This window comes from Agrobacterium sp. LMR679, from assembly GCF_027157905.1.
GTDB classification, from domain to species: domain Bacteria; phylum Pseudomonadota; class Alphaproteobacteria; order Rhizobiales; family Rhizobiaceae; genus Agrobacterium; species Agrobacterium leguminum.
On sequence record NZ_JAPVOJ010000002.1, the window covers coordinates 1615595 to 1640490 of the forward strand.

General features: G+C 59.5%; 24 protein-coding genes, 1 tRNA gene and 1 pseudogene. 5 read left to right on the top strand and 21 right to left on the bottom strand.

Annotated features, from left to right (window positions below):
• The first annotated feature begins 97 nt into the window (after positions 1-97).
• Positions 98-1945 (top strand): methyl-accepting chemotaxis protein, encoded by a 1848-nt coding sequence (locus O3W47_RS18500; RefSeq protein WP_269314346.1) that lies wholly within the window; start codon positions 98-100, stop codon positions 1943-1945.
• Positions 1946-2000: 55 nt separating this feature from the next.
• Here O3W47_RS18500 and O3W47_RS18505 read toward each other — a convergent pair whose 3' ends face one another.
• Positions 2001-5510 carry a PAS domain-containing hybrid sensor histidine kinase/response regulator gene (locus O3W47_RS18505; protein WP_269314347.1) on the bottom strand — a complete coding sequence of 1170 codons (3510 nt, stop codon included), beginning with the start codon at positions 5508-5510 and terminating at the stop codon, positions 2001-2003.
• Positions 5511-5729: 219 nt separating this feature from the next.
• Here O3W47_RS18505 and mscL point away from each other — a divergent pair, with 219 nt between their 5' ends.
• From mscL to galE, 3 genes are all read left to right on the top strand, one after another.
• Positions 5730-6158, top strand: coding sequence for a large conductance mechanosensitive channel protein MscL (gene mscL / locus O3W47_RS18510; RefSeq protein WP_003522754.1), 429 nt, complete (start codon positions 5730-5732; stop codon positions 6156-6158).
• Positions 6159-6312: 154 nt separating this feature from the next.
• Positions 6313-7479 (top strand): pyridoxal phosphate-dependent aminotransferase, encoded by a 1167-nt coding sequence (locus tag O3W47_RS18515; RefSeq protein ID WP_269314348.1) that lies wholly within the window; start codon positions 6313-6315, stop codon positions 7477-7479.
• 327 nt (positions 7480-7806) lie between these two features.
• A complete protein-coding gene (galE, locus tag O3W47_RS18520) occupies positions 7807-8838 on the top strand; it encodes a UDP-glucose 4-epimerase GalE (protein ID WP_269314349.1) in 1032 nt (343 codons plus the stop codon).
• A gap of 12 nt (positions 8839-8850) precedes the next feature.
• Here the strand turns inward: galE and O3W47_RS18525 are convergent, their stop codons facing one another.
• The 10 genes from O3W47_RS18525 to O3W47_RS18570 form a co-directional block, all read right to left on the bottom strand.
• On the bottom strand, positions 8851-9684 hold the full coding sequence (locus O3W47_RS18525; protein ID WP_269314350.1) for a DUF6030 family protein: 834 nt from the start codon (positions 9682-9684) through the stop codon (positions 8851-8853).
• Positions 9685-9834: 150 nt separating this feature from the next.
• The gene (gene yacG / locus O3W47_RS18530; RefSeq protein ID WP_065654468.1) at positions 9835-10062 is read right to left on the bottom strand and encodes a DNA gyrase inhibitor YacG; all 228 of its coding nucleotides are present in this window, start codon (positions 10060-10062) and stop codon (positions 9835-9837) included.
• 3 nt (positions 10063-10065) lie between these two features.
• Positions 10066-10689, bottom strand: coding sequence for a Maf-like protein (locus tag O3W47_RS18535; protein ID WP_020010410.1), 624 nt, complete (start codon positions 10687-10689; stop codon positions 10066-10068).
• A 33-nt stretch (positions 10690-10722) separates the two neighbouring features.
• On the bottom strand, positions 10723-10941 hold the full coding sequence (gene infA, locus O3W47_RS18540) for a translation initiation factor IF-1 (RefSeq protein WP_003503453.1): 219 nt from the start codon (positions 10939-10941) through the stop codon (positions 10723-10725).
• Between the two features lie 143 nt (positions 10942-11084).
• The gene (locus O3W47_RS18545) at positions 11085-11573 is read right to left on the bottom strand and encodes an arsenate-mycothiol transferase ArsC (protein WP_003503450.1); all 489 of its coding nucleotides are present in this window, start codon (positions 11571-11573) and stop codon (positions 11085-11087) included.
• Between the two features lie 2 nt (positions 11574-11575).
• Complete coding sequence (locus O3W47_RS18550) at positions 11576-12049, bottom strand: UPF0262 family protein (protein ID WP_080817879.1); 474 nt, start codon at positions 12047-12049, stop codon at positions 11576-11578.
• A gap of 3 nt (positions 12050-12052) precedes the next feature.
• A complete protein-coding gene (gene hisD, locus O3W47_RS18555) occupies positions 12053-13351 on the bottom strand; it encodes a histidinol dehydrogenase (RefSeq protein ID WP_269314351.1) in 1299 nt (432 codons plus the stop codon).
• 133 nt (positions 13352-13484) lie between these two features.
• Positions 13485-13925, bottom strand: a complete 441-nt coding sequence (locus tag O3W47_RS18560; protein WP_004432481.1) for a DUF2948 family protein — start codon at positions 13923-13925, stop codon at positions 13485-13487.
• Positions 13926-14039: 114 nt separating this feature from the next.
• Positions 14040-15332 carry a UDP-N-acetylglucosamine 1-carboxyvinyltransferase gene (gene murA, locus O3W47_RS18565; RefSeq protein ID WP_269314352.1) on the bottom strand — a complete coding sequence of 431 codons (1293 nt, stop codon included), beginning with the start codon at positions 15330-15332 and terminating at the stop codon, positions 14040-14042.
• Between the two features lie 103 nt (positions 15333-15435).
• Positions 15436-15702, bottom strand: a complete 267-nt coding sequence (locus O3W47_RS18570) for a hypothetical protein (RefSeq protein ID WP_004432485.1) — start codon at positions 15700-15702, stop codon at positions 15436-15438.
• A 155-nt stretch (positions 15703-15857) separates the two neighbouring features.
• On the opposite strand from O3W47_RS18570, the gene O3W47_RS18575 reads away from it, so the two are divergent.
• Positions 15858-15932: transfer RNA gene (locus O3W47_RS18575), tRNA-Thr, on the top strand.
• Positions 15933-16119: 187 nt separating this feature from the next.
• On the opposite strand, the gene O3W47_RS18580 is transcribed toward O3W47_RS18575, so the two are convergent.
• From O3W47_RS18580 to flgG, 10 genes and pseudogenes are all read right to left on the bottom strand, one after another.
• Positions 16120-17061: a flagellin N-terminal helical domain-containing protein gene (locus tag O3W47_RS18580; protein ID WP_080817870.1), complete on the bottom strand. Its 942-nt coding sequence runs from the start codon at positions 17059-17061 to the stop codon at positions 16120-16122.
• 240 nt (positions 17062-17301) lie between these two features.
• Positions 17302-18264 (bottom strand): flagellin N-terminal helical domain-containing protein, encoded by a 963-nt coding sequence (locus O3W47_RS18585; protein WP_080817867.1) that lies wholly within the window; start codon positions 18262-18264, stop codon positions 17302-17304.
• Positions 18265-18670: 406 nt separating this feature from the next.
• Positions 18671-19591 (bottom strand): flagellin N-terminal helical domain-containing protein, encoded by a 921-nt coding sequence (locus tag O3W47_RS18590; protein WP_127756372.1) that lies wholly within the window; start codon positions 19589-19591, stop codon positions 18671-18673.
• Positions 19592-19963: 372 nt separating this feature from the next.
• Positions 19964-20701, bottom strand: coding sequence for a flagellar type III secretion system pore protein FliP (gene fliP, locus O3W47_RS18595; RefSeq protein WP_059760555.1), 738 nt, complete (start codon positions 20699-20701; stop codon positions 19964-19966).
• Positions 20698-21198: a flagellar basal body-associated FliL family protein gene (locus O3W47_RS18600; RefSeq protein WP_035259607.1), complete on the bottom strand. Its 501-nt coding sequence runs from the start codon at positions 21196-21198 to the stop codon at positions 20698-20700. Before O3W47_RS18600 ends, fliP begins: the two co-directional genes overlap by 4 nt.
• A 28-nt stretch (positions 21199-21226) precedes the next feature.
• A complete protein-coding gene (gene flgH / locus O3W47_RS18605; protein ID WP_078051262.1) occupies positions 21227-21946 on the bottom strand; it encodes a flagellar basal body L-ring protein FlgH in 720 nt (239 codons plus the stop codon).
• Positions 21943-22479: a MotE family protein gene (locus O3W47_RS18610; protein WP_004432496.1), complete on the bottom strand. Its 537-nt coding sequence runs from the start codon at positions 22477-22479 to the stop codon at positions 21943-21945. The genes flgH and O3W47_RS18610 overlap by 4 nt, the downstream gene beginning before the upstream one ends.
• Positions 22476-23531 (bottom strand): annotated as a pseudogene (locus tag O3W47_RS18615) (flagellar basal body P-ring protein FlgI); the annotation flags it as partial. The gene O3W47_RS18610 and the pseudogene O3W47_RS18615, both read right to left, overlap by 4 nt.
• 62 nt (positions 23532-23593) lie before the next feature.
• Positions 23594-24082 carry a flagellar basal body P-ring formation chaperone FlgA gene (gene flgA / locus O3W47_RS18620; protein ID WP_059760559.1) on the bottom strand — a complete coding sequence of 163 codons (489 nt, stop codon included), beginning with the start codon at positions 24080-24082 and terminating at the stop codon, positions 23594-23596.
• 20 nt (positions 24083-24102) lie between these two features.
• The gene (gene flgG / locus O3W47_RS18625; RefSeq protein ID WP_004432499.1) at positions 24103-24891 is read right to left on the bottom strand and encodes a flagellar basal-body rod protein FlgG; all 789 of its coding nucleotides are present in this window, start codon (positions 24889-24891) and stop codon (positions 24103-24105) included.
• Positions 24892-24896: the final 5 nt, after the last annotated feature.

A 24896-nucleotide genomic window follows, 5' to 3' on the forward strand; every position in this document is an offset into this window, starting at 1 on the left:
CGGCTTATGCCCCGCTAAAAGGCGCTATCGACACTTCGCGTTTTTTTAACAGTTGCCTACTAGAACTTTTATAAGTTTGGCTTTGGGGAACTGTTTCATGCACAACCGGCTCTTTAAGTCCGTTGCTGGCAAGGTCGTCGCGTTGACGATCGGCCTGATCACGCTCAGCGTGGCGGCAGTTGGTTTTTCGACCTACATTCGCTTGAAGGACAACATCATCACCACCGCGCTGCGTGATACGCACAGCGCAATGCGCGGCATGGCCATCCTCTATGAGATGAAGGTCGGCGGCGTTGCCCTCGAAATGGTGGATGGCGAGTTGAAGAGCGTCGGTCGCGCCAGCATCGGAACGATGCGTGACAATGATCTCGTCGATCGCACGGCAGCCGGCAACGGCGGTATCTCTACTGTTTTTGAAGCCAAGGCCGGCGAGTTCATTCGCCTGACCACCAATCTGAAGAACGAAAAGGGTGAGAGAGCGGCAGGCACCAAGCTTGCTACCGATCATCCCGCTTTCCCGAAAGTCTCCAAGGGAGAGGCTTATTTTGGCACGGCCACGCTGTTCGGCACCAGCTACATGACCGGTTATATGCCGGTTACGAACAAGACCGGCGCAACCGTCGGCATCCTGTTCGTGGGCGTTCCCATGGATGTCTACGATGCGCAGATATACAGCCTGCGCGATATGATGCTGATCTGCGGCGCGCTCGCCATGCTTGGCGTCGGATTGCTCGCCTATTTCGTCATCAAGCGCACGCTCCAGCCGCTTGGCAAGCTGACCGATGCGGTTAAGTCCCTTTCGGACGGTGATCTCGACACGCCGATCCCCTACGCCACCAATACCAATGAATTTGGCAACATCGCCCGCGCGCTGGTGATTTTCCGCGAGAATGCGATCGAGAAACTGGCGATCGAGGGCAAAAGCGCCGAGGAACGCTCCGCAGCCGAGTCCGAACGTCACCGCAACGACGCCGAGAAACAGGAGCTCGACGGCCAGATCGAATTTGCGGTCAGCGAGATCGCCTCCGGTCTCGGCAGGCTTTCGCGTGGCGATCTGAGCCGCACGATCGAGACGCCTTTCGCCGGTCGTCTCGACCGCTTGCGCACGGATTTCAACGAATCTCTCCTTAACCTGCGCGATGCGCTGGGGCAGATCCGCGAGCGCACGCTGATCATCCAGCATAGCGGTTTTGAAATCGAGCAATCGTCGGTCGACCTGTCGAAGCGCACCGAAAATCAGGCCGCCTCGCTGGAAGAGACCGCCGCCGCCGTGGACGAAATCACCGTCACGGTCAGATCGTCGGCTGAGCGGGCGCGGGAGGCCAATGAGGCCGTGCGCATCACCAAGCAGAGCGCCGACAGTTCCGGTTCGGTCGTCAGCAACGCCGTCGACGCCATGGGCCGCATCGAAGACGCCTCGCGCAAGATCGAGCAGATCATCGAGGTCATCGACGATATTGCCTTCCAAACCAACCTTCTTGCGCTCAATGCCGGCATCGAGGCGGCGCGTGCAGGCGAGGCGGGTAAGGGTTTTGCCGTGGTGGCGCAGGAAGTGCGCGAGCTCGCCCAGCGCTCCGCCGACGCCGCCCGCGAGATCAAGCAGCTCATCAACCAGTCGACGCATGAGGTCAGCTCCGGTTCGAAGCTGGTGCAGGAGGCGGGCACGGTTCTTTCCGCCATCAGCCAGCAGATCGTTACCGTCAGCCAGCATGTCGAAACCATCGCAACTGCGACGCAGGACCAGTCCTCCGCGCTCCATAACGTCAACAGCTCCGTCAACCAGATGGACCAGATGACGCAGCAGAATGCGGCGCTTGCCGAACAGTCGAGCGCGGCCAGCCGGGTACTGTCAGGCGAGGTGGAAGCGCTGCTCGATCTGGTGCAGCGGTTCCAGATGGAACAGGGTTCGGCGACTGGTAGGGATCGCTACAATCAGGCTGCCTGATAGGTCTGTTTTTTGAAGGTCAAAGAAGCTCCCGAATCGCAAGGTCCGGGAGTTTTTATTCGGCCGCTGCCCGCACCGTGCTGGATATCTGGTTGATATAGGCTCGCAGCGCTGCTGGTTTGACCGGTTTGTGCTGAACCGAAATCCCGTATTTTTCGGCGTCGCTGCGCACTTCCGGGCTGCGATCGGCCGTCACCAGCAGCGCTGGGATCGTCTTTCCGTAAAATGTCCTGATGAGGCGGATGGCGCTGATGCCGTCGCCATCGTCCAGATGGTAATCGGCGACGATGACGTCGGGGGCTGCGGCCAAAGTGAGGAAGGGTTCCTCCAGCGTCGCCACGGAACCTGCGGGTAAAACCTCACAACCCCATCCCGTCAAGAGCAGCGTCATGCCCTCGAGGATTTTCGGCTCGTTGTCGATGCACAGCACCCGGACGCCCTGAAGGCGGTCGCTGGCTGCCGGACTGATTGTCCCGTCATCGGCTTTGGCCGGTACGAGGCGATCCGCCTCGCGCGGCAGGTGGATGCGGAAGGTCGTGCCTTTTCCGGGGGTGGAAATCAGTTGTACCGGATGGTGCAGCATGCGCGACAGCCGGTCGACGATGGAAAGACCGAGGCCGAGGCCGGATGCCGTTCTTGCACCCTCGTCCAATCGGGCGAATTCCTTGAAGACGGTGCGAAACTTGGATGAGGGAATGCCGATACCGGAATCCGTCACCTGAATGACCACTTCGCCGCCCCGGCGGCGCGCACCGACGATCACCTTGCCCTTCAGCGTGTATTTGATGGCGTTGGAAACGAGATTCTGTATCAGACGCCGCAGGAGATTGGGGTCGGAGCGGACCGTGAGCGAGGTCGGCATGACCACGAGGTCGAGGTTCTTCTCCTGCGCCATCGGCGCGAAATCGGTTTCGATGCGTTTCAGCAGCTCATTCAGCGGCACGGATGTCATGCGCGCCTTCATTGAGCCGGTGTCGAGACGGGAAATATCGAGAACCGCGCCGAGAATGGTTTCGACCGATTCCAGCGCCGAATCGATATTGTGGACGAGATCGCTTTCTCCCGATGCGCCAAGCCGTTCGACCAGCGAGGAAGAATAGAGGCGGGCGGCATTCAGCGGCTGGAGAATATCGTGACCGGCGGCGGCGAAAAACCGTGTCTTGCCGATATTCGCCTCGTCGGCGGATGCTCGCGCTTCCGCCAGTTCCCGGTTGACGCGGGTAAGCTCCACCGTTCGCTCCGCCACGCGCTGCTCCAGCGTCTCGTTTGCCTGTTTCAGCGCCTGATCGCTCGCCACACGCTGGGTGATATCGGTGAAGGTGGCGACGATGCCCTTGTCCGGCATGGTGTTGGAGCGCACTTCGATAATGCGCTCGCCGCCCGCCAGCACCAGCGAGAAGGGCAGGTCCATGGTCAGGAAGCTGGTAATCAGCTCATTCGTGTCGCCATCGGGCATGTCGCCGCGTTCCTGCAGCATCGAAACGATATCCGTGAGCGGTACGCCGACCTGGCCGAATTGCTCGGGCAAATCCAGCAGCGTGCGGAAGCGCCGGTTCCAGATGGTGAGTTGCTGCGAACTGTCAAAAACCGCAATGCCCTGGTCCATCTGGGCGAGCGCGGTCTGCAGCATGTCCTGATTATATTGCAGGGCCTCGCTCGCCTGATCGAGCAGCCATGCCGTGTCCGCGCTGGTGTCTTCCGCCTTCTGAAGGATGATCGAAAGCACCAGACGGGCGGAGGAGGAGCCGATGGCGCTGCCCAGCAACTGTTCGGAGAAATGGATCAGCGCCATGTCCGCCGGCTGGTCGTCGTTGAGCTTCCTGCCCGCTGTCTTTTCATAGGTCGCGAGTGACCGCAGCATGCGCTCCTCGCCGAGATAGCGGGCGACCGCGCTTTTGAGGTCGCCGACACTGACACGGGTTTTCCAGCCGCGTGTGGCGAATTGCGATTTCGAGTGGCGCTTGACGAAGATACCGGACTGGATGCGCTCCACCGGCCTCGGATTGCGCGAAAGCGAGCCGAGCACGAAGGCAAGGCTGTTGACGAGCAGGCTGAGAATGACGGCATTCACGAACGGGTCGGCTTCAGGCCCATTGAACACCGTGCTGCCTGAGAACAGGAAGCCGAGAATGTTCGCCGCGACCTCGGAATTATCCGGCCCACCGAAGCTCGGCAGGAACAGCAGATAGGCCCAGACGAAAAAGCCGGAACTTAAGCCGGCGATTGCGCCGCGCGCATTGGCGCGCCGCCAGAACAGCCCGCCGAACAAGGCCGGCGCCATCTGCGCGATGGCGGCGAATGCCAGAAGGCCGATGGAGGCAAGGCCCGTGGCGCTGTCGGCGGCGCGATAATAGCCATAACCCAGAAGCAGCACCGCAAAGATTGCCGTTCTGCGGATGTTGAGCAGCGTCTTGGCGAAGTCGTCCCGGTGCGGAGAACGGTTCAGCAGCTTCTGCCGCAGGAAGATCGGCATGACGATATCGTTGGAAATCATGATCGATAGCGCCACCGAAGCGACGATCACCATCGCGGTCGCCGCCGAAAATCCGCCGATGAAGGTGATCAGCGACACGACCGGCATCTGATGATTGAGCGGCAATTGCAGCACATAGAGATCGGCATCGCCATTGGCGCCGAGCGTCAGAATGCCGGCCAGCGCAATCGGCAGCACGAAGATGTTGATCGCGATAAGGTAGAGCGGCAGCAGGAACCCCGCCATGCGCAGCTCCTGCGGCGTGCGGTTTTCCACCACGGTGACGTGGAACTGGCGCGGCAGCAGGATGATGGCGAAGCCGGAAAGCAGCGTCATCACGATCCAGCGGCTGATGGGCGTGTGATAGGATATGGCCCGCATGGCCTGTTCGTTATCGGAGGCGAGCTGCCATAGGTGCACGGGACCGTCGAAGAGCACGAAGAGCACATAAAAGCCGACGGTGCACATGGCGACCAGCTTGACCAGCGATTCCATCGAGATCGCCAGAATGAGCCCGTCCTGATGTTCGGTGGCATCGGTGTGGCGGGTGCCGAACATGACGGCAAACCCCGCCATGACGATGGTGACGACCAGCGGCAGATCGAGGAAGTAGAGATTGCCGCTGCCAATGCCGTAATCGCCGGGATCGACCATCGTCGCCACCGAGCTGGAAACGGCTTTCAGCTGCAGAGCGATATAGGGAATGGCGCCGACGAGCGCGATGATGGCGACGATCATCGCCACGGTGGAGTTCTTGCCGTAACGGGCGGCAATGAAATCCGCAACGGAAGTCAGCTTTTCCGTTTTCGCCAGTTCGACGATGCGGCGAATGATCGGCATGCCGATGGTGAAGGCAAGAATCGGACCGGTATAGATGCCGAGAAATTCCAGCCCCCTGTCTGCCGCAAGCCCCACGCCGCCGAAATAGGTCCAGGAGGTGCAATAGATCGCCAGGCTGAGCGCATAGACGAACGGACGCCCCTTGTTCGGAGCGTTTCTTTTGCGGCTCTTCCTGTCCCCATAGCTTGCAACCGCAAACAGCAGCAGGACATAAGCGAAGGCCGAACCGAATATGATCCACCCAGGAAGCACGCATCCTCCCCATGCAAGAATTCCCTGATATCAAGCATAGGCGAATTCCGCGCCGTTGAGAATGAGCGCGGTCTGAGCATAAAGTTCAAGGTGAGCGTGCAAAAAAGCTAATAAATGCAATCCCGCGGATTCCAAATGAAGCCCGGACCCTATATGGTTCGACCCGTAGGGACAGTCACATAGCTTCAGCTCGCGAAGCAGGAGAGAGGGACAATCTGAATGCTTAACGAATTTAAAACCTTCATTGCCCGCGGCAATGTCATGGATCTGGCCGTGGGTGTTATTATCGGTGCGGCTTTCAGCAAGATCGTCGACTCCGTCGTCAACGATCTCATCATGCCGATTGTCGGCGCGATCTTCGGCGGGTTCGATTTTTCGAACTACTTCCTGCCGCTGAGCTCCAGCGTCAACGCCACGTCGCTTGCCGCCGCCCGCGATCAGGGCGCCGTCTTCGCCTACGGCAACTTTCTGACGGTTCTCATCAACTTCCTAATCCTGGCCTGGATCATTTTCCTGATGGTCAAGGGCGTCAACAAGCTTCGTGATTCCGTTGAGCGCAAGAAGGTCGAAGAAAAGCCGGAAGCAGCACCGCCGCCGGAAGACGTCAAGCTCCTCACCGAAATCCGCGATCTGCTGAAGACACGTTGATTGTCGCCATCGTCCCCGGCCTGATGTGCCGGCCCATGAGGCCGGCGATCTCCTGCCGGGGATGACCCATAAAGAAAATCCATGATCGCCTCACGGAATATCATGCACATGGCTTGTTCGATGCGATAAGAAGGCGCCAAACGGAGTGTCTTTAATGTCCATTTTGAACAGTCTGAGTGCGCGCTCTCTGGCGGCTCCCGAGAGCGGCATTGTTGAAGTCGTGAATTATGCCCGAGGGCGGGACAATCTCCTGCCGCTCTGGGTTGGCGAAGGCGATCTGCCGAGCCCAGACTTCATCAATCAGGCCGCCATCGACGGGCTGAATAATGGCGAAACCTTCTATACCTGGCAGCGTGGCATTCCCGAACTGCGGCAGGCGCTGAGCCGTTATTACGAGCGCCATTTCGCGGCGTCGCTGCCGCCGGAACATTTTTATGCGACCGGTTCCGGCATGCAGGCCATCGTGCTTGCCGTGCAGGCGCTGACCTCGCCCGGCGACGAAATGGTCTATCTGTCTCCGACATGGCCGAATATCGTCGCCGCCATCGGCGTGGCGGGTGCGAAGGCGGTTCCGGTCGGTATCGATTTCCGCGATGGCCGCTGGGATCTCGATATCAACAGGCTGGAAAGCGCGATCACGGATAAGACGAAGGCGCTTTTCATCAACACGCCCTCCAACCCGACCGGGTGGACGGCGACGCTCGACAATCTCCGCGACGTTCTGATGCTCGCCCGCAAACACGATCTGTGGATCGTCGCCGACGAGATTTATGCGCTCTATCATTATTCCGGCAGCCGTGCGCCGTCCTTCCTCGACGTCATGGAGCCGGACGACAAGATCGTCTTCGCCAATTCCTTCTCAAAGAACTGGTCCATGACCGGCTGGCGCGTCGGCTGGCTTGTCGCCCCGCCGGCCATCGGTCAGGTGATCGAGAATCTCATTCAATATTCCACCTCAGGCGTGGCGCAATTCATGCAGCGCGGCGCGGTCGCCGCCCTCGATCACGGCGATGGTTTCGTCCGTGAGAATTACGAACGCGCTTTGACATCCCGCGACATTCTCTGCGATGCGCTCATCGCGACGAACCGTGTGGAAACCCTGAAGCCGGACGGCGCCCTTTACGCCTTTCTCAAGATTGACGGCGTAACCGACAGCCGGGCGACGGCGCTCGATATCGTCGACAAGACCGGGGTTGGTCTTGCGCCCGGCACGGCCTTCGGTCCGGGAGGGGAACTGTTTCTCCGGGCCTGCTTCCTGCGCAACCCCAGGCAGATAGAAGACGCGGCTGGCCGGCTGGCATCCTATATCCTCGGCAGGTAAGCGTCGGCTTTCCGTGCAATGGTTTCTCCTGCCGCACCGGGATCGCGCTGCGGTAGGGAAATCGACAACAAAATCACAGCGAAGACCTAAAACTGCAACCCCACGGCGCAACCATCGACGTGGGGGATTTTCTGTGATATGCGCTCCTTGTTCCATTTATGAGAACATTTTCACTAATCGATAAAAAGCACTTCATTGCGCTAACCAATCGTAAGCCACCTTTTAAATGGGGCGGTGGATTGGTCGCGTATTCGCTGTGCAAGTAATCAATGATGAAGAATTATTGGCTTTGATGAGCTCAAGAAAAGCAAACAGGGAAGTAGTGTCATGGCTGTTCTGGTCACGGGTGGGGCCGGTTATATAGGAAGCCACATGGTGTGGGCTTTGCTCGATGCCGGGGAAGAGGTCGTTGTTGTCGACCGGCTTTCGACGGGGTCGCGCTGGGCTGTTGCGCCGGCGGCGCGTTTTTATCTGGGCGATGCGGCGGACCGCGCTCTGCTGGACCAGATTTTCGAAGAAAACCAGATCGAGACCATTTTCCACTTCGCGGGCTCTGTCAGCGTTCCTGAATCGATCAGCCAGCCGCTCGAATATTACGAAAACAATACGGGCACGACCCGCGCCCTCGTCGCTGCGGCGGTCGCCCATGGCATCCGCAATTTCATCTTCTCCTCGACAGCCGCCGTCTATGGAAACCAGCCCTTTGATGGCCCGGTTCCTGAAACCGCGATCCTCAGCCCGGAAAACCCCTACGGCCTGTCGAAACTCGCCTCTGAAATCATGCTGCGCGATGTCGTGCAGGCGCATGATTTCAACTATGTGGCGCTGCGTTATTTCAACGTCGCCGGAGCCGACCCGCAGGGCCGCGCCGGGCCTTCCCCCACGGGCGTTGCGAACCTCATCAAAGTGGCCTGCGAAGCCGCAACCGGTCGCCGCGACCAGGTGGAAGTTTACGGAACGGATTACCCGACCGCCGATGGCACCGGTGTCCGCGACTATATTCACGTCAGCGACCTGATCGACGCCCATATGCTGGCCATGGCGCATCTGCGCGCCGGCGGCGGCACCCGCACACTCAATTGCGGTTATGGCGTCGGTTATTCGGTTCTGGATGTCCTGCAGGCCGTGCAGCGGGAATCGGAACGCGATTTCCCGATCATCCATTGTCCGCGCCGGGCGGGCGATATTGCGACCATGGTGGCGGATTCGTCGCGTATCCAGTCGGAACTGGGCTGGCGTCCCCGCTTCAACGATCTGGCGACAATTGTTCGCACAGCACTTCAGTGGGAGGCCAAACGTCAGGCCCAGCAAAGCGACAGGATTCCGCCGGTGCGGCGCAAGCTGGCTGCAATAGGCTGAGCGGCCTTCGCCTCACCGGACACGGTCTTTCTTGACGGACGCATAGAGCGCCGGCCGATCCGGTGGAGCGGCTGGGCTAAGCCAGCGATCCCGGTCAAAGAAGCTGCGTGTCAGCTTCAACCCCGGCGATTGTTCGTTTGCGAGCAAAATCACGTTCAGGCGATGCGGCGCCGTCGGTTCCGGTTTTATGGAAACCGAAATACCGAAATGTTGTGCCTGATAGGGCTGCATCCGGCGTGCCGGCTCAAGCATATCCGCCAAATCGGCCCAGCGTGTCTGTCCGATGATCATGGCGAGCGCTTCATCGAGCTTCGCCAGAACGGCCGCCCCGTCCGGCGTCTTGGGCGCAACCGCCTTCATCCTGATGGAGCGAATTTCTCCGGAGGCTTCCCCCCTGATTTCAAGAAAGAGCGATGCCCGCTCGGCCGGGTCTGATGCGTTTCCTGCCGCAAGATCGGCCATGCATTCGAAGCTGCGGATGTTGACCGGGCTCGCGTGCCAGCCCCGCGGGTTGGAGAAACCCGCGGCGGTAAAGCGCTCGCAAAGCTCCTTGCCGGAAACAACGAAATCGCGGGCGAAAGATGCTCTGTCGCCCACCTGCTCGAACTTCAGCAGATGCGGCGGCAGAGAGACTTTTGGGGTGGCGAGTTTCTGCCGTTTGACGGGCTTCATCTTCGGTGGCGTGGCGGACTGTATGGCGGGCGCCAGATTGAGATAGGCCAGCAGGCTTTTGAGGTGCTTCTTGTCATTGGCCAGCAGCACGGTTGCGCCTATGGCAAGGCAAACGGCCAGCACCGCAAACAGCAGCGCGCCATGGCTCACTCTCTTCTGCAAGCCTGCGTCCATCGCAAGACCTTAAGGGGCTGGCGGAAAAAGGCGTCAGCCGGTTCTGATATGGTTTTTCGGGCTGTCGGCAACCCGGTGAATATGTGGTGCGAGCGGTTGCTCTGAAAATCTTATGCAATTCACCGCCGAAGTTTCCGGCAGTGCAGGTTCTCATTCGGCGTTATTCTTGCCGCCGTCCTGTCCGCCGGCGCTGCTTTCATCGTCCGCGACCGGAATGGCGTAGGAGCCGTTCAGCCAGCGGGCGAGATCGAGCGAGCGGCAGCGATCCGAACAGAAAGGGTAGTCTTCGCGCGTCGATGGCCGCCCGCATTCCGGGCATGGCTGGGATTTGCGAAGCGGGGTGACGTTTCCAGCGCCTTCGGTGGGGGACTTTGCCATGGCCTATCCTTCGAGCCAGCCCGAAGTCACCTCAAATCCTTCTCCGGAAAGAAGCGACATGGTTTCATAAAGCGGCAGGCCGACGACATTGGTATAGGAGCCGGTCAGTTTCTGCACGAAGGCGCCGGCAATGCCCTGAATGCCATAGGCTCCCGCCTTGCCGCGCCACTGGCCCGACGCGATGTAAGCCTCGATCTCCCGCGTGGAGAGGCGCTTGAAACGCACCTTGGTCTCCGCCACCTTCTGCCGGATCTTGCCGCCGGGGGTCACGAGGCAGATGCCGGTATAGACCCAATGGCTGCGTCCCGAGAGAAGATGCAGCGCCGCCGAGGCCTCTTCCGTATATTCGGCCTTGCCGACGATGCGACGACCAACGGCGACCACCGTATCGGATCCCAGAACATAGGCGTCTTTCCACGCCTGTTCGTTCTTCAGCGCCGCCTGCGCGGCTTCCGCCTTCTGCAGTGACAGACGGCGGCAGAGCGTGCGTGGATGCTCGAGCTTGGCCGGCGTCTCGTCGATATCCATCGGCATCAGACGTGCCGGTTCGATACCGATCTGATGCAGCAGCTCCAGACGCCGCGGCGAGCCGGATGCCAGAACGAGCTTTTGTTTTGAATTGGTCATTGCGCTGCCCGGGCGTCCGATGCGGAAGGTGGATTACTTGAAGCGATAGGTGATGCGGCCCTTGGTGAGGTCGTAAGGCGTCATTTCGACCAGCACCTTGTCGCCGGCCAGAACGCGGATACGGTTCTTGCGCATGCGGCCCGCCGTGTGAGCGATGATTTCGTGGTCGTTCTCAAGCTTCACGCGGAATGTTGCGTTCGGCAGCAATTCGGTTACGATGCCCGGGAATTCAAGGACTTCTTCTTTTGTCATGTAAGGGTTTTCTTCCTGTTGATAGTGCCGGACATATCGAGTCCGGGAAAATTGCGCGGAAACTACACAATCCCGGCACATTTGTGAACCTCTAAAGCATCGGCTTGAAAATCGCGATTGATTTTAACAGGCCGAGGCAGTTTTCAGTCTTTTGAAAGCGTATCCGCCACCGGCTGCTGCCGCCCCGGCAGTCGTTCCGAGATCAGCTTTGCCAGATGGTCCCGCACCTCGCGATAGGCGTCGAGAATCTGCTCGCGCGTGCCTGTGATCACCGTTGGGTCCATGGTCGGCCAGTAGACCACGTCCAGTGAATTCGAGCGCGTCAGTTCCAGTGCGGCGTGATGGGCTTCGGGCGTCAATGTAATGATCAGATCGAAAAAATCATCCTCGATCTCATCCAGAGTGCGCGGTTTGTGCTTGCCGAGCGAAAAACCCTGTTCTTCCAGCACCGCATCCACGAAGGGATCGCGCTCGCCGGCCCGCACGCCGGCGGACTGTATATAAATGCCGGGCGCCACCAGCCGTTTGGCGATGACCTCCGCCATGGGGGAACGGATGGAGTTCATGCCGCACATGAAGAGGACCGATTTGGGCGCTCGTCCCTCGTTTGGCGCTGCGGCAGGATCGATCATCTCTAGCCCCGCCAATATAGCACGCAGACAAGGGTGAAGAGACGGCGCGCCGTGTCGAAATCCACCTTTATCTTGCCGGAAAGCCTATCCATCAGCGTCTGCGAGCCGTCATTGTGAATGCCGCGCCGGCCCATGTCGATTGCCTCGATCTGGCTCGGCGTAGAGGAGCGGATCGCCTCGTAATAGCTTTCGCAGATCAGGAAATAATCCTTGATGATGCGGCGGAACGGCGTCAGCGACAGAATATGGGTCGCGACATCCTTCTCGTCTTCGGTGCGGATTGAAAAAACCAGCTTGGCATCGACCAGCGATATATGCAGCCGATAGGGGCCGCCATCGTGGCCAAAGGGTTCGAAGCTGTTTTCTTCGATGAGGTCGAAAATGGCGACGGCGCGTTCATGCTCCACATCGGGCGTGGACCGGCCGATGCTGTCGTCCAGTACCACGTCGCAAAGCCGGAAATCGCCTGAAGCCATCGCTTAACTTTCCGGATTGAGGCGAATGGAGACGGAACGCGCATGCGCGTCCAGCCCCTCGGACCGGGCAAGGGTGATGGCCGCGGGCGCAAGCTGTCGCAACTGCTCCGGTCCAAGCCGCAGGATCGAGGTGCGCTTGACGAAATCCAGCACCGAGAGGCCCGAGGAGAAGCGCGCAGAACGCGCCGTCGGAAGCACGTGGTTGGAGCCGCCGACATAGTCGCCGATCACCTCCGGCGTATGGCGTCCGACGAAGATCGCGCCCGCATTGCGGATATGCGCCATCAGGGCATCCGGGTCATCGACGGCAAGTTCCAGATGCTCGGCGGCGATACGGTTGGCGAGCGGAATGGCGTCGGTGAGCTTTTCGACCAGAATGACTGCGCCGAAATCGGCCCAGCTTGCCGCCGCCGTCTCGGAGCGTGACAGGCGCTTCAACTGCCGCTCGACAGCGGCTTCAACGGCCTTGCCGAGCTCGGCATTGTCGGTGATGAGGATGGATTGCGCACCGCGATCATGCTCCGCCTGCGCCAGAAGATCGGCGGCAAGCCAATCCGGATCATTGTCCCTGTCGGCAATGACCAGCACTTCGGAGGGACCGGCAATCATATCGATTCCGACGATGCCGAAGACCTGGCGCTTTGCGGCCGCCACATAGGCATTGCCGGGACCGACGATCTTGGCGACCGGCGCGATGGTTTCCGTGCCATAGGCAAGTGCGGCGACGGCCTGTGCGCCGCCGATGCGATAGATCTCCTCGACGCCCGCAATACGCGCTGCAGCCAGCACCGCCGGATTGACCGCGCCGCCATTGGCCGGCACGACCATGACGATGCGCTCCACACCGGCGACCCTGGCAGGAACGGCGTTCATCAGCACCGAGCTTGGATAGCTCGCCGTGCCGCCGGGCACATAAAGGCCAACGGCCTCGATGGCGGTCCAGCGCGAGCCGAGGCCCACGCCGATATCGTCCTCGTAAATATCGTCCTTCGGCATCTGCCGCGCATGGTGTTTTTCGATACGCCGGGCAGCAAGTTCAAGTGCCTCGATGACGCTCTTGTCGACGGCGGCAAAGGCCGCGTCGATCTCGTCCGCCGTGACACGCATCGAGACCTTGGTGAAATCGATACCGTCGAATTTCTGGGAATAATGGGCAAGGGCCGCATCGCCGCGATGTCGGACATCGTTGATGATGTCGCGAACGGTTGCGTTGACGTCTTCGGAAACTTCTCTCTTGGTTGTCAGGAAGGCCGCGAATTTCCGTTCGAAATCCGCCGACGCCTGCTCCAGCCAGATTGCCACGCCATTACCCTTTCATTGTCCCCGCGGGCGATCCCGCGAGGTGCACGAACTTACCGCAGAAAAATTGCGGCTCTGGTATGTGGCATAAATCGAAACGGTGACGAAAGGCAACCGTTGCAATGGCGCGGTGTGCTTATTCGCTGTCTGGATGATGCGGTTTGGCAGCCGTTTCCCAGGCGCCGCTCACATCGGTCAATTGCGCCTCGATGCATTCCACATCGAGCGCAATGGCACCGCCGCCCGAAAGCGTCAATTCCACGGCTCCATCAGGTCCTTCGCCGTTCTGTACGAAGCGGATGGCAAGAAGCGACAGCACCTGTTCCCTGTCGGCGCGGTTGATGCCGTGCGAGCGGACGGCCGAGACGCGTTTCAGGAAAACGACGCTGCGGCAGCGTTCCGGCGGCAGGTTCTTTTTGTCAGTGCTTTCCCAGACGAAACGGTTGGCGGAAAGCGTGAACTGGCCGTGCTTCGGCTCGAAGGCAACATCCTTCAGCTTGAAGACACTATCCTGCATATGCGTCGAGATGACGGAGAGATCTTCAGTATCCAGCGCGAGCAATTTCAGGCCGCTCATCTTTTTCTTCCTTCTTCTGCGGTGCGGACCGCTATTTCCATGACTTACATTGGAAATAGGCAGTCCGGGCCCACTCTGCAACGGGTAGAAAACGGATGAGCGGCGAAGACAGGATCAATCGCTGACGCGTTCGACCAGTGCGCCGCAGCGGGTGAGCTTTTCCTCGAGGCGTTCGAAACCGCGATCGAGGTGGTAGACGCGCGAAACAATGGTCTCGCCTTCCGCCACGAGGCCGGCAATGACCAGCGACACGGAAGCGCGCAGGTCAGTCGCCATGACAGGCGCGCCCTTCAGGCGGGAGACGCCCTCGATGCGGGCCATCTGGCCCGAAAGCGAAATCTTCGCACCGAGACGGGCGAGTTCCTGCACATGCATGAAGCGGTTTTCAAAGATGGTTTCGGTGATATGCGAAACACCCTGCGAACGGGTCATCAGCGCCATGAACTGCGCCTGCAGGTCGGTGGGGAAGCCGGGGAAGGGCTCGGTGACGATATCGACCGGCTGGATGCCGTTGCCGTTGCGCACGACGCGAAGGCCGGTCTCCGTCTCACTGATCGTGGCGCCTGCAAGCCTGAGCGTGTCGAGCGCGTTGTCGAGCAGCGCTGCGCGCGTGCCTTCCAGCACCACGTCACCGCCGGTCATTGCCACTGCCATGGCATAGGTGCCGGTTTCGATACGATCCGGCAGAACGCGGTGGCGCGCGCCAGAGAGCGAGGTGACGCCTTCGATGGTGATGGTGGAGGTGCCGGCGCCTTCGATCTTCGCACCCATGGCGATCAGGCATTGCGCCAGGTCCACCACTTCCGGCTCGCGGGCGGCATTGTGGATGACGGTAGTGCCGCGGGCAAGGCTTGCGGCCATCAGCATCACATGCGTCGCGCCGACGGAGACTTTCGGGAAGGTGTAAACCGCACCGATCAGGCCGCCCTTGGGTGCCGTGGCGTTGATGTAGCCGCCGTCGATCTCCATCGTTGCGCCGAGCGCCTCAAGGCCCTCGATGAACAGGTCGACCGGGCGCGTGCCGATGGCGCAGCCGCCGGGCAGGGAAACGCGGGCGCGGCCCTCGCGCGCCAGAAGCGGGCCGATGACCCAGAAGCTCGCGCGCATCTTGGAGACCAGCTCGTAAGGTGCGGTGGTATCGACAATGGTGCGGCAGGTGAAGTGCACGGTGCGGGAATAGGCCTCGCCCTGGCTTTCGCGGCGACCGTTGACGGAAATATCGACGCCGTGATTGCCGAGAATGCGGATGAGCTGCTCCACGTCCGCCAGATGCGGCACATTTTCGAGCGTCAGCGTGTCGCTGGTCAGAAGCGATGCGATCATCAGCGGCAAGGCGGCGTTTTTGGCGCCGGAGATGGGAATGATGCCGTTTAGCTTGTTGCCACCCGTAATTCTGATGCGATCCATGCGTCCCTACGGGCCTGTGCCCGCCTTTCTTTATCGTGCCTTGCGGAAAGGCGCGTCCTTAGACGAATTTCCGCAGCGTTTCAATTTATGCTTGGTGAATTCTCTATGAGGATGATTCGTCCGTTTTTGCGGCAGGCAGGCCAATCGTCTCGTCCTCTTCGCCGGCACGGCGCGCGCGCACCTGCTGTTTGCGCTTCAAAAGATTTTCACGAAGCTTCTTGGCCGCCCGCGCCTTGCGCTCCGCCTCGCGCTGCCGCGCCTTTTCGCCGGGACCCGCCTGCGGCTTGCCATCGGCCACCGGGGCGGATGCTTCCGCGGAAGCGCCGGCGGAAACCGCTGCCTTTGCCTGTTTGTCATGATGTTCGTTCATAGATTCAGCAATATCTGAAAAATGTATTTTTCAACAGGGGGCACGCTTTTTTGCTCCGCTTGATGAAGAATATCGTTTTGCGACTTGCGCTCGTCAAAAACCTATGGCAATAGGCCGCCACGCTTGATGCTGAAGCAAACGCTTCGGCACCGGATGCTGCTATAGCTCAGGGGTAGAGCACTCCCTTGGTAAGGGAGAGGCCGAGAGTTCAAATCTCTCTAGCAGCACCATTTCTCTCTAAAATTTCAAATGTTTACGTGGTTTTTGAACAGATCGCCTGCGGCGGTTGATGCATGCGCGCGCCGCGCAGTTTGGGGCAAATGGAAAACCGCGCCCCTTGCGAAGCGCGGTTTCCATATCCGAATATTCTGTTGCTGCCAGAGCGGGACGAAACCGCCCGTAGCCATCGGGCGCCGCTTACTGACGGAATAGCGACAGGATATTTTCGGAGCTGGTATTGGCGATGGAAAGCGACTGGATGCCCAGCTGCTGCTGTGTCTGCAATGCCTTGAGGCGTGTTGATTCTTCGTTCATGTCCGCATCCACCAGGCGGCCGATGCCGCTGTCGATGGAGTCGGTGAGCTTGGAGATGAAATCTTCCTGCAGGCCGATGCGCATCTTGATGGAGCCGAGGGCGGAAGACGCGCTGCTGAGCGACTGAAACGCGGTTTCGACATCGGTGAGAAGATTGCCGATCGTGTAGGTCGGGGGCGTTGCGCTATCGAAAAGCTTGAGATCGATGTCCCATACGGAAATGCCCGAGGCCGTCCCGACCTGTCCGATGATGCCCTTCGTCGTATCGACCGTAGCGGGTGTGCCGGTCAGGCCGAAAATCACGTTGGCTGTTTCCGTCGCGGTCGTCGTGTCGACAAGGGTATAATCGGTTTTCGTCACGCTGACCGAACCGCTGCCGTCACGGACGAAGCCGGAAACCACGGTCTTGTCGCCGGTGCCCAGCAACCAGTTTTCGCCGCTGAAAGATGCGCCCTGCGCAATCGATTCCAGCTGCTTTTTCAGCTGGTCGATTTCTTCCTGAATCTTCGTCTTGTCGACACCCTCTTCGGTTGCCGCAACGATTTTCGATTTGATTTCTTTCACGACTTCGACGGCGCTTTCCATTGCGGAATAAGCGACATCGATCTTCGCCGCACCCAGTCCCAGTGCATCCTGAACCGCGGAAAGGGCCATGTTGTCCGAACGCATGGTGGTCGCGATCGACCAGTAAGCAGCGTTGTCGGAAGCCGTTTTAACGCGCAGCCCGGAAGAAACTCTGGATTGTGTGTCTTCGAGCTGGCCGCTGATTGCACGCAGTGTCTGAAGCGCCGACATGGCGGCGGTGTTTGTCAGAATACTTGTCATAATTGCCCCTCTGAGCTGGCTAAATGGGAAGGGACATTCCGGGATCGCCGGAAACGACAACGCGGCGTGATGCCTGTTAACCTCTTTTTCGTCTTGGTTAACGAGTCGTTTCGATGGCTTGATTTAGCGGTGATTTGGTTAATGAAGTCTTAATCAGGAAATTTATGAATTTTGCAGTCAAACGCACAAACAAAAACCGCGCCTTTCGGCGCGGTTGATTTTTTCGCTTTCGGTCTTCGATTAACGGAAGAGCGACAGGATGCTTTCGGAGTTGCTGTTGGCGATCGAGAGAGCCTGAACGCCGAGCTGCTGCTGGGTCTGCAGGGCCTTGAGGCGGGTGGACTCTTCGTTCATATCGGCGTCCACGAGGCGGCCGATGCCCTGTTCGACGGAGTCGGACAGCTTGGAAGCGAAGTCTTCCTGCAGGCCGATGCGCATGGAGAGCGAGCCGAGCTTGGCTGCGGCGCTCGTCATCGCCTTCAGGGAGTTTTCAACCAGCGTCAGGGCTTCGGCCATGTTGGTGGCGCGGTCTGCGGCTGCATACTGGGTGATGTCCAGCGTAAAGACGGACTGGGCGGCGACGGTCGTGAACGTTCCGGTCGTGCCGAGGATGCCGGAGGTGTCGGGAACGCCTGCAGCGTCGACGGAGCCGAAAAGAACGTTGCCGGTCGCCGTGTTGTCGAGGGCGTATTTCGTGGTCGTGACGCTAACGGCACCGCCGGTGGAGCGAACGAAGCCAGCGACGACCGACTTGTCCGGGTCCGTGCCGGGCGTTGTTGCGCCGAGGGTCGAAGGTCCTACGAGCCAGTTTTCGCCGTAGAAGGATGCGCCCTGTGCGATCGATACGAGCTGGTTCTGCAGCTGATCGATTTCTTCCTGAACCTTGGTGCGGTCGACGCCTTCTTCAGTTGCCGTGACCAGCTTTGCCTTGATTTCCTTAACGACTTCGATTGCCGATTCCATGCCGGCAGAAGCGGTGTCTACCTTGGCGGCGCCGAGGCCGAGAGCGTCGGAAACCGAGGAAAGCGCCATGTTGTCGGAGCGCATGGTGGTTGCGATCGACCAGTAGGCAGCATTGTCAGCAGCTTCGCCAACGCGGAGGCCGGAGGAAACGCGTGCCTGGGTGGATTCCATGTTCTGGCCGATGGTGCGCAGAGTCTGGAGTGCAGACATTGCTGCGACATTGGTAATAATGCTCGTCATAGTAGTGTGCCCCTTGAATGGCTGATTAAAGAAGGGACATTCCGGTTTCACCGGGAACGGCGCACAGCATCATGCCTGCTAACTGGCTGATTTTTAACGTTAGCTCGCCGTTTCGATGAGCTTAGGTAACGCCAGTTTGGTTAATGAATTGATAAGCGGGAAAAGAAAATCAACATTATGAAAATTCAAAACTACAACTCTCGCGCGCGCGCGCGTATCCCGAAATATTTAAAAAAAAGATAAGGCCGCATCCTTATTCGGGATGCGGCCTGTCTGGTGCATGCGGTTCGATTCAGCCTATCGAACCTTTATGCCTTCTACCCGGATATGCATTTGGTCAGCCCCCGAATGCATGTGGGAAGAAAATGGGTCCCCCAGCCCCGAAGGGCTATGAGAAGTTCAGCTCTTAGCGGAAGAGCGACAGGATGTTCTGCGAGTCGCTGTTGGCGATCGACAGAGCCTGGATTGCCAGCTGCTGCTGCGTCTGCAGAGCCTTCAGCTTGGTGGACTCTTCGTTCATGTCGGCGTCGACGAGGCGGCCAACACCCTTTTCGATGGAGTCGGACAGCTTGTCGGCGAAGTCGGTCTGCAGGTCGATGCGTGCAGACAGCGAACCGAGCTTGGCGCCGGCGCTGGTCATCTTCGTCAGGGCCGTTTCAACGGAGTAAAGAGCGTTGTCCAGGTCATCGGTGCCGACGTTGAGGTCGAGAACGGAAATCTGGGTGTAGGTCTTGGCGCCGACGGTGGTGGTTGCACCGGTAGCGTTCAGGATACCGGAGTTGGCATCGATCGTGCCCGGCGTCGCTTCGGTGTAGAGCATGGACGTGGCATCCAGCGCGTAGTCCGTCGTCTTGACGCTGACATTGCCGTTGTCGTCACGAACGAAGCCGGATACGACCGTCTTGGTGGCGTTGGCGGTGGAAACGAGCCAGTTTTCACCGTTGAACGAAGCGCCGGTGCCGATCGACTTCAGCTGATCGAGAAGCTGGGTAACTTCTTCCTGAATCTTGGTCTTGTCGACGCCTTCTTCCTTTGCGGCAACGACCTTGGCCTTGATCTGGGTGACAACATCGATAGCGGCTTCCATACCGGCAGATGCGGTGTCAACCTTGGCGGCGCCCATGCCCAGTGCGTCAGATACTGCACCGAGAGCCTTGTTGTCGGAACGCATGGTGGTCGCGATCGACCAGTAAGCAGCGTTGTCCGAAGCCGAACCAACCTTCAGGCCGGAAGAAATGCGGTCCTGCGTGGTCGACAGGTCGGAAGCGATGGAACGCAGGGTCGAGAGAGCGGCCATTGCGTTGGTGTTGGTGAGAATGCTTGCCATAATAAATGTGTCCCTTGTTTTTACGAGATACTGGAGTGGGGACATACCGGGTTTGGTATTACCGGTCGCAACGTTTCGGCTTCATGCCACTCGGTTCGGAAATGCTTAGTTTCAGAAACCAAACCCGCTGCGTGTAGAAAGAAATTCGCAGCGAAAAATTGCCCAATTATTAATTTGAGGGCCAAGAAATATTGGAAAATACTTATGGTTACTTTTTGATTTAGTTAAATGGTAATTTTTTTATTTAAAAAGATAGTTACCAAGTCGCCAGAAAAACTGGTAACCAAAGCGTAAAAACGCGCAAAACCCGCGTAGCTGGACACGCGGGGTTAAAAAACAGGGTTAACGGGTGTCAATCAGGCACAGAGGCCGTCAGTTGAACGATCTGACGAGACTGCCGACCAGCAGGTTCCAGCCGTCGATCAGCACGAAGAACAGGATCTTGAACGGCAGCGAAATCGAGGTCGGCGGCAGCATCATCATGCCCATCGCCATGGTGATGGTGGCGACGATCAGATCGATGACCAGAAACGGCAGGATGATGAGAAAACCGATCTCGAAACCGCGCCGGATTTCCGAGAGCATGAAGGCCGGAACGAGCACGCGGTAATCGACGACATTGTCGGTCATCACTTCCTGGCCGCGCTCGCGGGCGATGTCGACGAAAAGCTTCAGATCCTTGTCACGCGTATTGGCGTTCATGAAGGTGCGGAAGGGTTCCGCGATGCGCTGCACGGCCTGCTGTTCGTTGATCTGGTTCTGCAGAAGCGGTTGCACGCCGTCGGTCCAGGCTTTGTCGAAGGTGGGCGACATGACATAGAAGGTCATGAACATCGCCATCGACAGCAGGATCATGTTGGACGGTGTCGAAGCCAGTCCCATGCCGGATCTGAGGATCGAAAAGGCGATCACGAAGCGCGGAAAGCTCGTGACCATGATCAGGATGCCCGGCGCGACCGAGAGAACCGTCAGCAGGCCGAAGGTGCGGATGATCCATGCCGCAACGGAGCCGTCTATCTGCGTGTTGAACAGATCGGACGGAAATTGCTGGGCACTGGCAAGACCCGGCAAGGCAAGGAGGACGGCGATGGTTACAAGAAATCGAATCATTCGATGACAAAGGTCCGGAACATGACCTTGGATACGCGCCCTTGAGAGCGCAGGTCAACTCGTTCCTGAATGTCATCCTTAAGATATTGAAAGCCGCGCGGCCCTTCCAGCTGCTGAAGGGAAACGGTGCGGACATAGGCCATGATGTCCTGGTGAATATCTTCCGCCAGACCCACCTCGACCGGCCCCTTGAACATCAGCGCCACTTCCAGCCGCACCCAGTTCGTCGAGGGATAGGCGAGGTTGGTGGTGATGGGATCGAGCTGGACGATGCCGTTCGCCTCGGCCGAGATTTTCTCGATGCCCTCTTCCTTTTTCTCACCGTGTCCGCCAGCGGCGGCCGGGGCATGCGCCTCCGCGCCGGCGATCTTCGGCGCGATCATGCCGCCCACCAGCCAGCCGCCGCCCGCGCCGAGCAGGGTGAGGATCGCAACGCCTGCGATGGTCATGACCAGAGGGGAGGATTTTTTCTTGCCCTCAGCCTGTTCGTTTTCCATGGGTCAGTCCCGTTCCCGTGTGCCGAGGTCAGAGCGGCGAGAACAGGTCGACGACCTGTTGCCCGACCGGGGGCTGCTGCACTTCCGTCAGACGTCCGCGACCGCCATAGGAGATGCGCGCTTCGGCGATGCGCTCGTAGGAGATCATGTTCTGTGCATCCACATCCTGCGGCCTGACGATACCGCCGACATTGAGGATGCGGATTTCGTGGTTCACGCGCACTTCCTGCGAACCGCTGATGATGAGGTTGCCGTTTTCCAGAATGCCGGTCACCACGGCGGCCACCAGCAGCGTCAGTTTTTCAGAACGCTTGGTCTTGCCCTTTGCCTGGGTATCGGTGTCGGAACCGTAATTGATGCTGGAATCCGCATCCGGCGTCCATCCCAGAATCTGAGCTTTCGCCTTCCAGTTCAGCCCACTGGAATTGGTGCGGTTGCGCTCGGTCTCGTTGTCGAAGTCGGCCTTGTCGTTGATCTGGATGTTGACGGTCAGGATGTCGCCGATGTTGAGCGCGCGCAAATCCTTGAACAGGGCGCCCTGGCTGTCGCTCCACAGCGAATAGCCGCTGGCCATGTGCTTCGGCTGCTTTGGATACATGCCCATTTGCGGCGTCTGGCTGAATTGCAGGCCGCTGCCGATCGGGCTCATCGCGGGTGCGTTGCCGATTTCCTTCAGGGTCTGGTTGTTCTGGCAGCCGGCAAGCAAGGCGAGCGGCAGGAGGAGGGCCGGAAGACGACGCGTGCTCATGAAGGATCCTTCGAAGTGTTTTTATCGGTTGCCTGCGACATGATGCCGGCGACGACAGCGGCTTTCTGCGCATCCATCTCGCTGAGGATGAGGCCCGACTGGCGGGGCGGCAGCTGCATGATGATGGCGGCCGCTATTTCCACATGCATCTTTTCGAGTTGGGGTGCGGCGGCATCGGCCTTCATCGTCTTGTAGATATCGACGAGATTGCTTTTCGCCTGATTGAGGAAGTGTTCGCGGCGGGCCAGCCAGTCCTCATATTCCGCCTTGCGGTCTTCCAGCACGGCAATGCGTTCATTGACGTCGGACTGCAGCTTTTCCAGCTCCTGCTTTTGCAGCAGATAGCGCTGGTCGCGGGCCGCATCGGCGATGTTGGTGCAGAATTTCTGGATTTCATCCTGCGTGCTGAGTTCCGAAACCACATTCTGCTGGCTTTCGGCGCCAGCAGCGGGAAGCAGGAAAAGCAGCGAGGCGACGGCGGCGAAGCGGACAAGGCCATTCGGGAAAGCGTTGTTCTTCCGAGTTTCCATCATTGCAGCACAAGCTCCGCCTGAAGGGCGCCGGCGGATTTGATGCCTTGCAGAATGGCGATGATACCGTCCGCCTTGAGCCCGATGCTGTTGAGACCGGCAACCAGCGTGCGAAGGTCAGGCCCTTCGACGATGGCGACCTTGCTGCCTTCCTGCAATGCCATGATATCCGTCTGCGGCTGCACGGCCGTCTGGCCGCGCGAGAATGGCGCCGGCTGGATGACCTGCGGCGTTTCCGTTACCTGCACGGTCAGCGTTCCGTAGCTGACGGCGACGCGGGAAATGCGCACATCCGCGCCGATGACGATCGTGCCGGTGCGCTCGTTGATGACGACCTTGGCCGGCGTATCCGTTTCCACGGTCAGGTTTTCGATTTCCGCCATCAGCCGGGTGAGATCCGCGACACGGGGCTTCTGCACCGCGATTTCCTGCGAATCGCGCGGTTCGGCGATGGGATCGCCATAACGGGCGCGGGCAAAGGCGTTGACGACATCGGCGACGCGCACCGCCGTCGAAAAATCGGGATTGCGCAGCTGAAGGACCAGATTGACCGAATCCTTGAATTTGGACGGCAATTCACGTTCGATGATCGCGCCGTTAGGCACGCGGGCGGAGGTGGTGACGCCCTGCGTCAGCGTCGCGGCATCGCCCTGCGCCGAAAAGCCGTTGACGATCAACGCGCCCTGGGCGACCGCGTAAATCTGGCCGTCCGCGCCGGAAAGCGAGGTCATGATGAGCGTGCCGCCGCGCAGCGACGAGGCGTCGCCCAGCGAGCTGACCGTCACGTCGACACGGCTGCCGGGGCTGGCGAAGGGCGGCAGATTGGTCGTCACCATCACGGCGGCGATGTTCTTGGCGTTCGACTGGCCGCCCTGCGTGGTGATGCCGAGATTTTGCAGCATCGCGCGCATGGATTGCTCGGTAAACGGCGAGGAGCGGAGGCTGTCGCCCGTGCCCTGCAGGCCGACCACGAGACCGTAACCGATCAGCTGGTTGTCACGCCCCGCCTGCAGCGATGCGATATCCTTGATGCGGGATGTATCCGCGTGCGCTGCCGGAACGGGAAGGAAGGGCTGGGCCGAAAACAGAATGGCCGCGGCCAGGATACGAAGCACTCTCATTTCGCCATCACCTGAATGGTTCCGTCCTTCATGACCGTGCCGTTGACGATGACGCCGGAATCGATGTTGCGCACCCGCACGATTTCGCCGAGCGAGCCGTCGGTCATCGGCGTTCCCGAAGCCATCAGCGTCATGTTGCCGATGGTGAAGACGAGTTTGACGCTGGTGCCGCGCACCACCAGCGAGGGTTCGCGCAGGGCGGCAACGGGGATCGTGCGTCCGGGAAGCAGGGTCTGCTTGGAGATCATGCCTTCCACTTCGCTGATATCGCTCGCATAACCCGAGGAAATATTGGGATTGGTCACTTCCACCGGCTTCACCTGTTCGGGCGTGATCGTCTCGCCTGGATAGATCGTGCGGGTGGGAACCAGCGCCATCGGCGCCTGGGCAAGAGCGGGCGTCAGGGCGCCCAGTGAAAAGGCAGACGCAAGGCATATACGGACGAGCGCCGTTCTGCTGCTGCTATGTTTCCGGCCAAACCTCATGTTCGCCTGCCTTTCCGTTCTTACTTCAGGTTCTTGCTGACAATCGAAGCCATTTCGTCAGCGGTGGTGATGACCTTGGAATTCATCTCGTAGGCGCGCTGCGCCGTGATTAGGTCGGTGATTTCCTTGACGGCGTCGACGTTCGAGCCTTCGAGATAGGACTGCTTGATGTAGCCGTAGCTCGGATCGTCAGGCACGCCGATCACCGCGTCGCCGGAGGCCGGCGTCTGGGCAAAGAGGTTGTCACCGAGCGGCTTCAGGCCGGCTTCGTTCGCGAAGTTGGCGATGGTGAGCTGGCCGAGTTCGGTGAATTCCGTGGCATTGCCGATACGGGCCGTCACCTGGCCCGTGCGGGTAACGGTGATGTCCTGTGCATCGGTCGGGATATTGATGTTTGGAATGACGTTATAGCCATCGATCGTCACCAGATTGCCGTCGGCATTCTTGTTGAAGGCGCCGGCGCGGCTGTAGAGCGTCGAACCGTCCGCCGCCTCGATCTGGAACCAGCCCTGGCCGATGATCGCGACGTCCAGCTTGTTGCCGGTCTCGATCAGGTTGCCCTGGGTGTGGATGTTGCGCACGGCCGAGGTCTGCACGCCGAGGCCGATATTGGCGCCTTCGGGCACGATCGCCTGGTTGGCCCGGTTCGGTACGCCCTGCATGCGCTCGGTCTGGTAAAGAAGATCGGTGAACTCCGCACGCGCGCGCTTGTAACCGGTGGTGTTGATATTGGCGATGTTGTTGGCGATGACTTCCAGATTGGTCTGCTGGGCGTCCATACCGGTGGCAGCGATGGCAAGAGCTCTCATGTCAA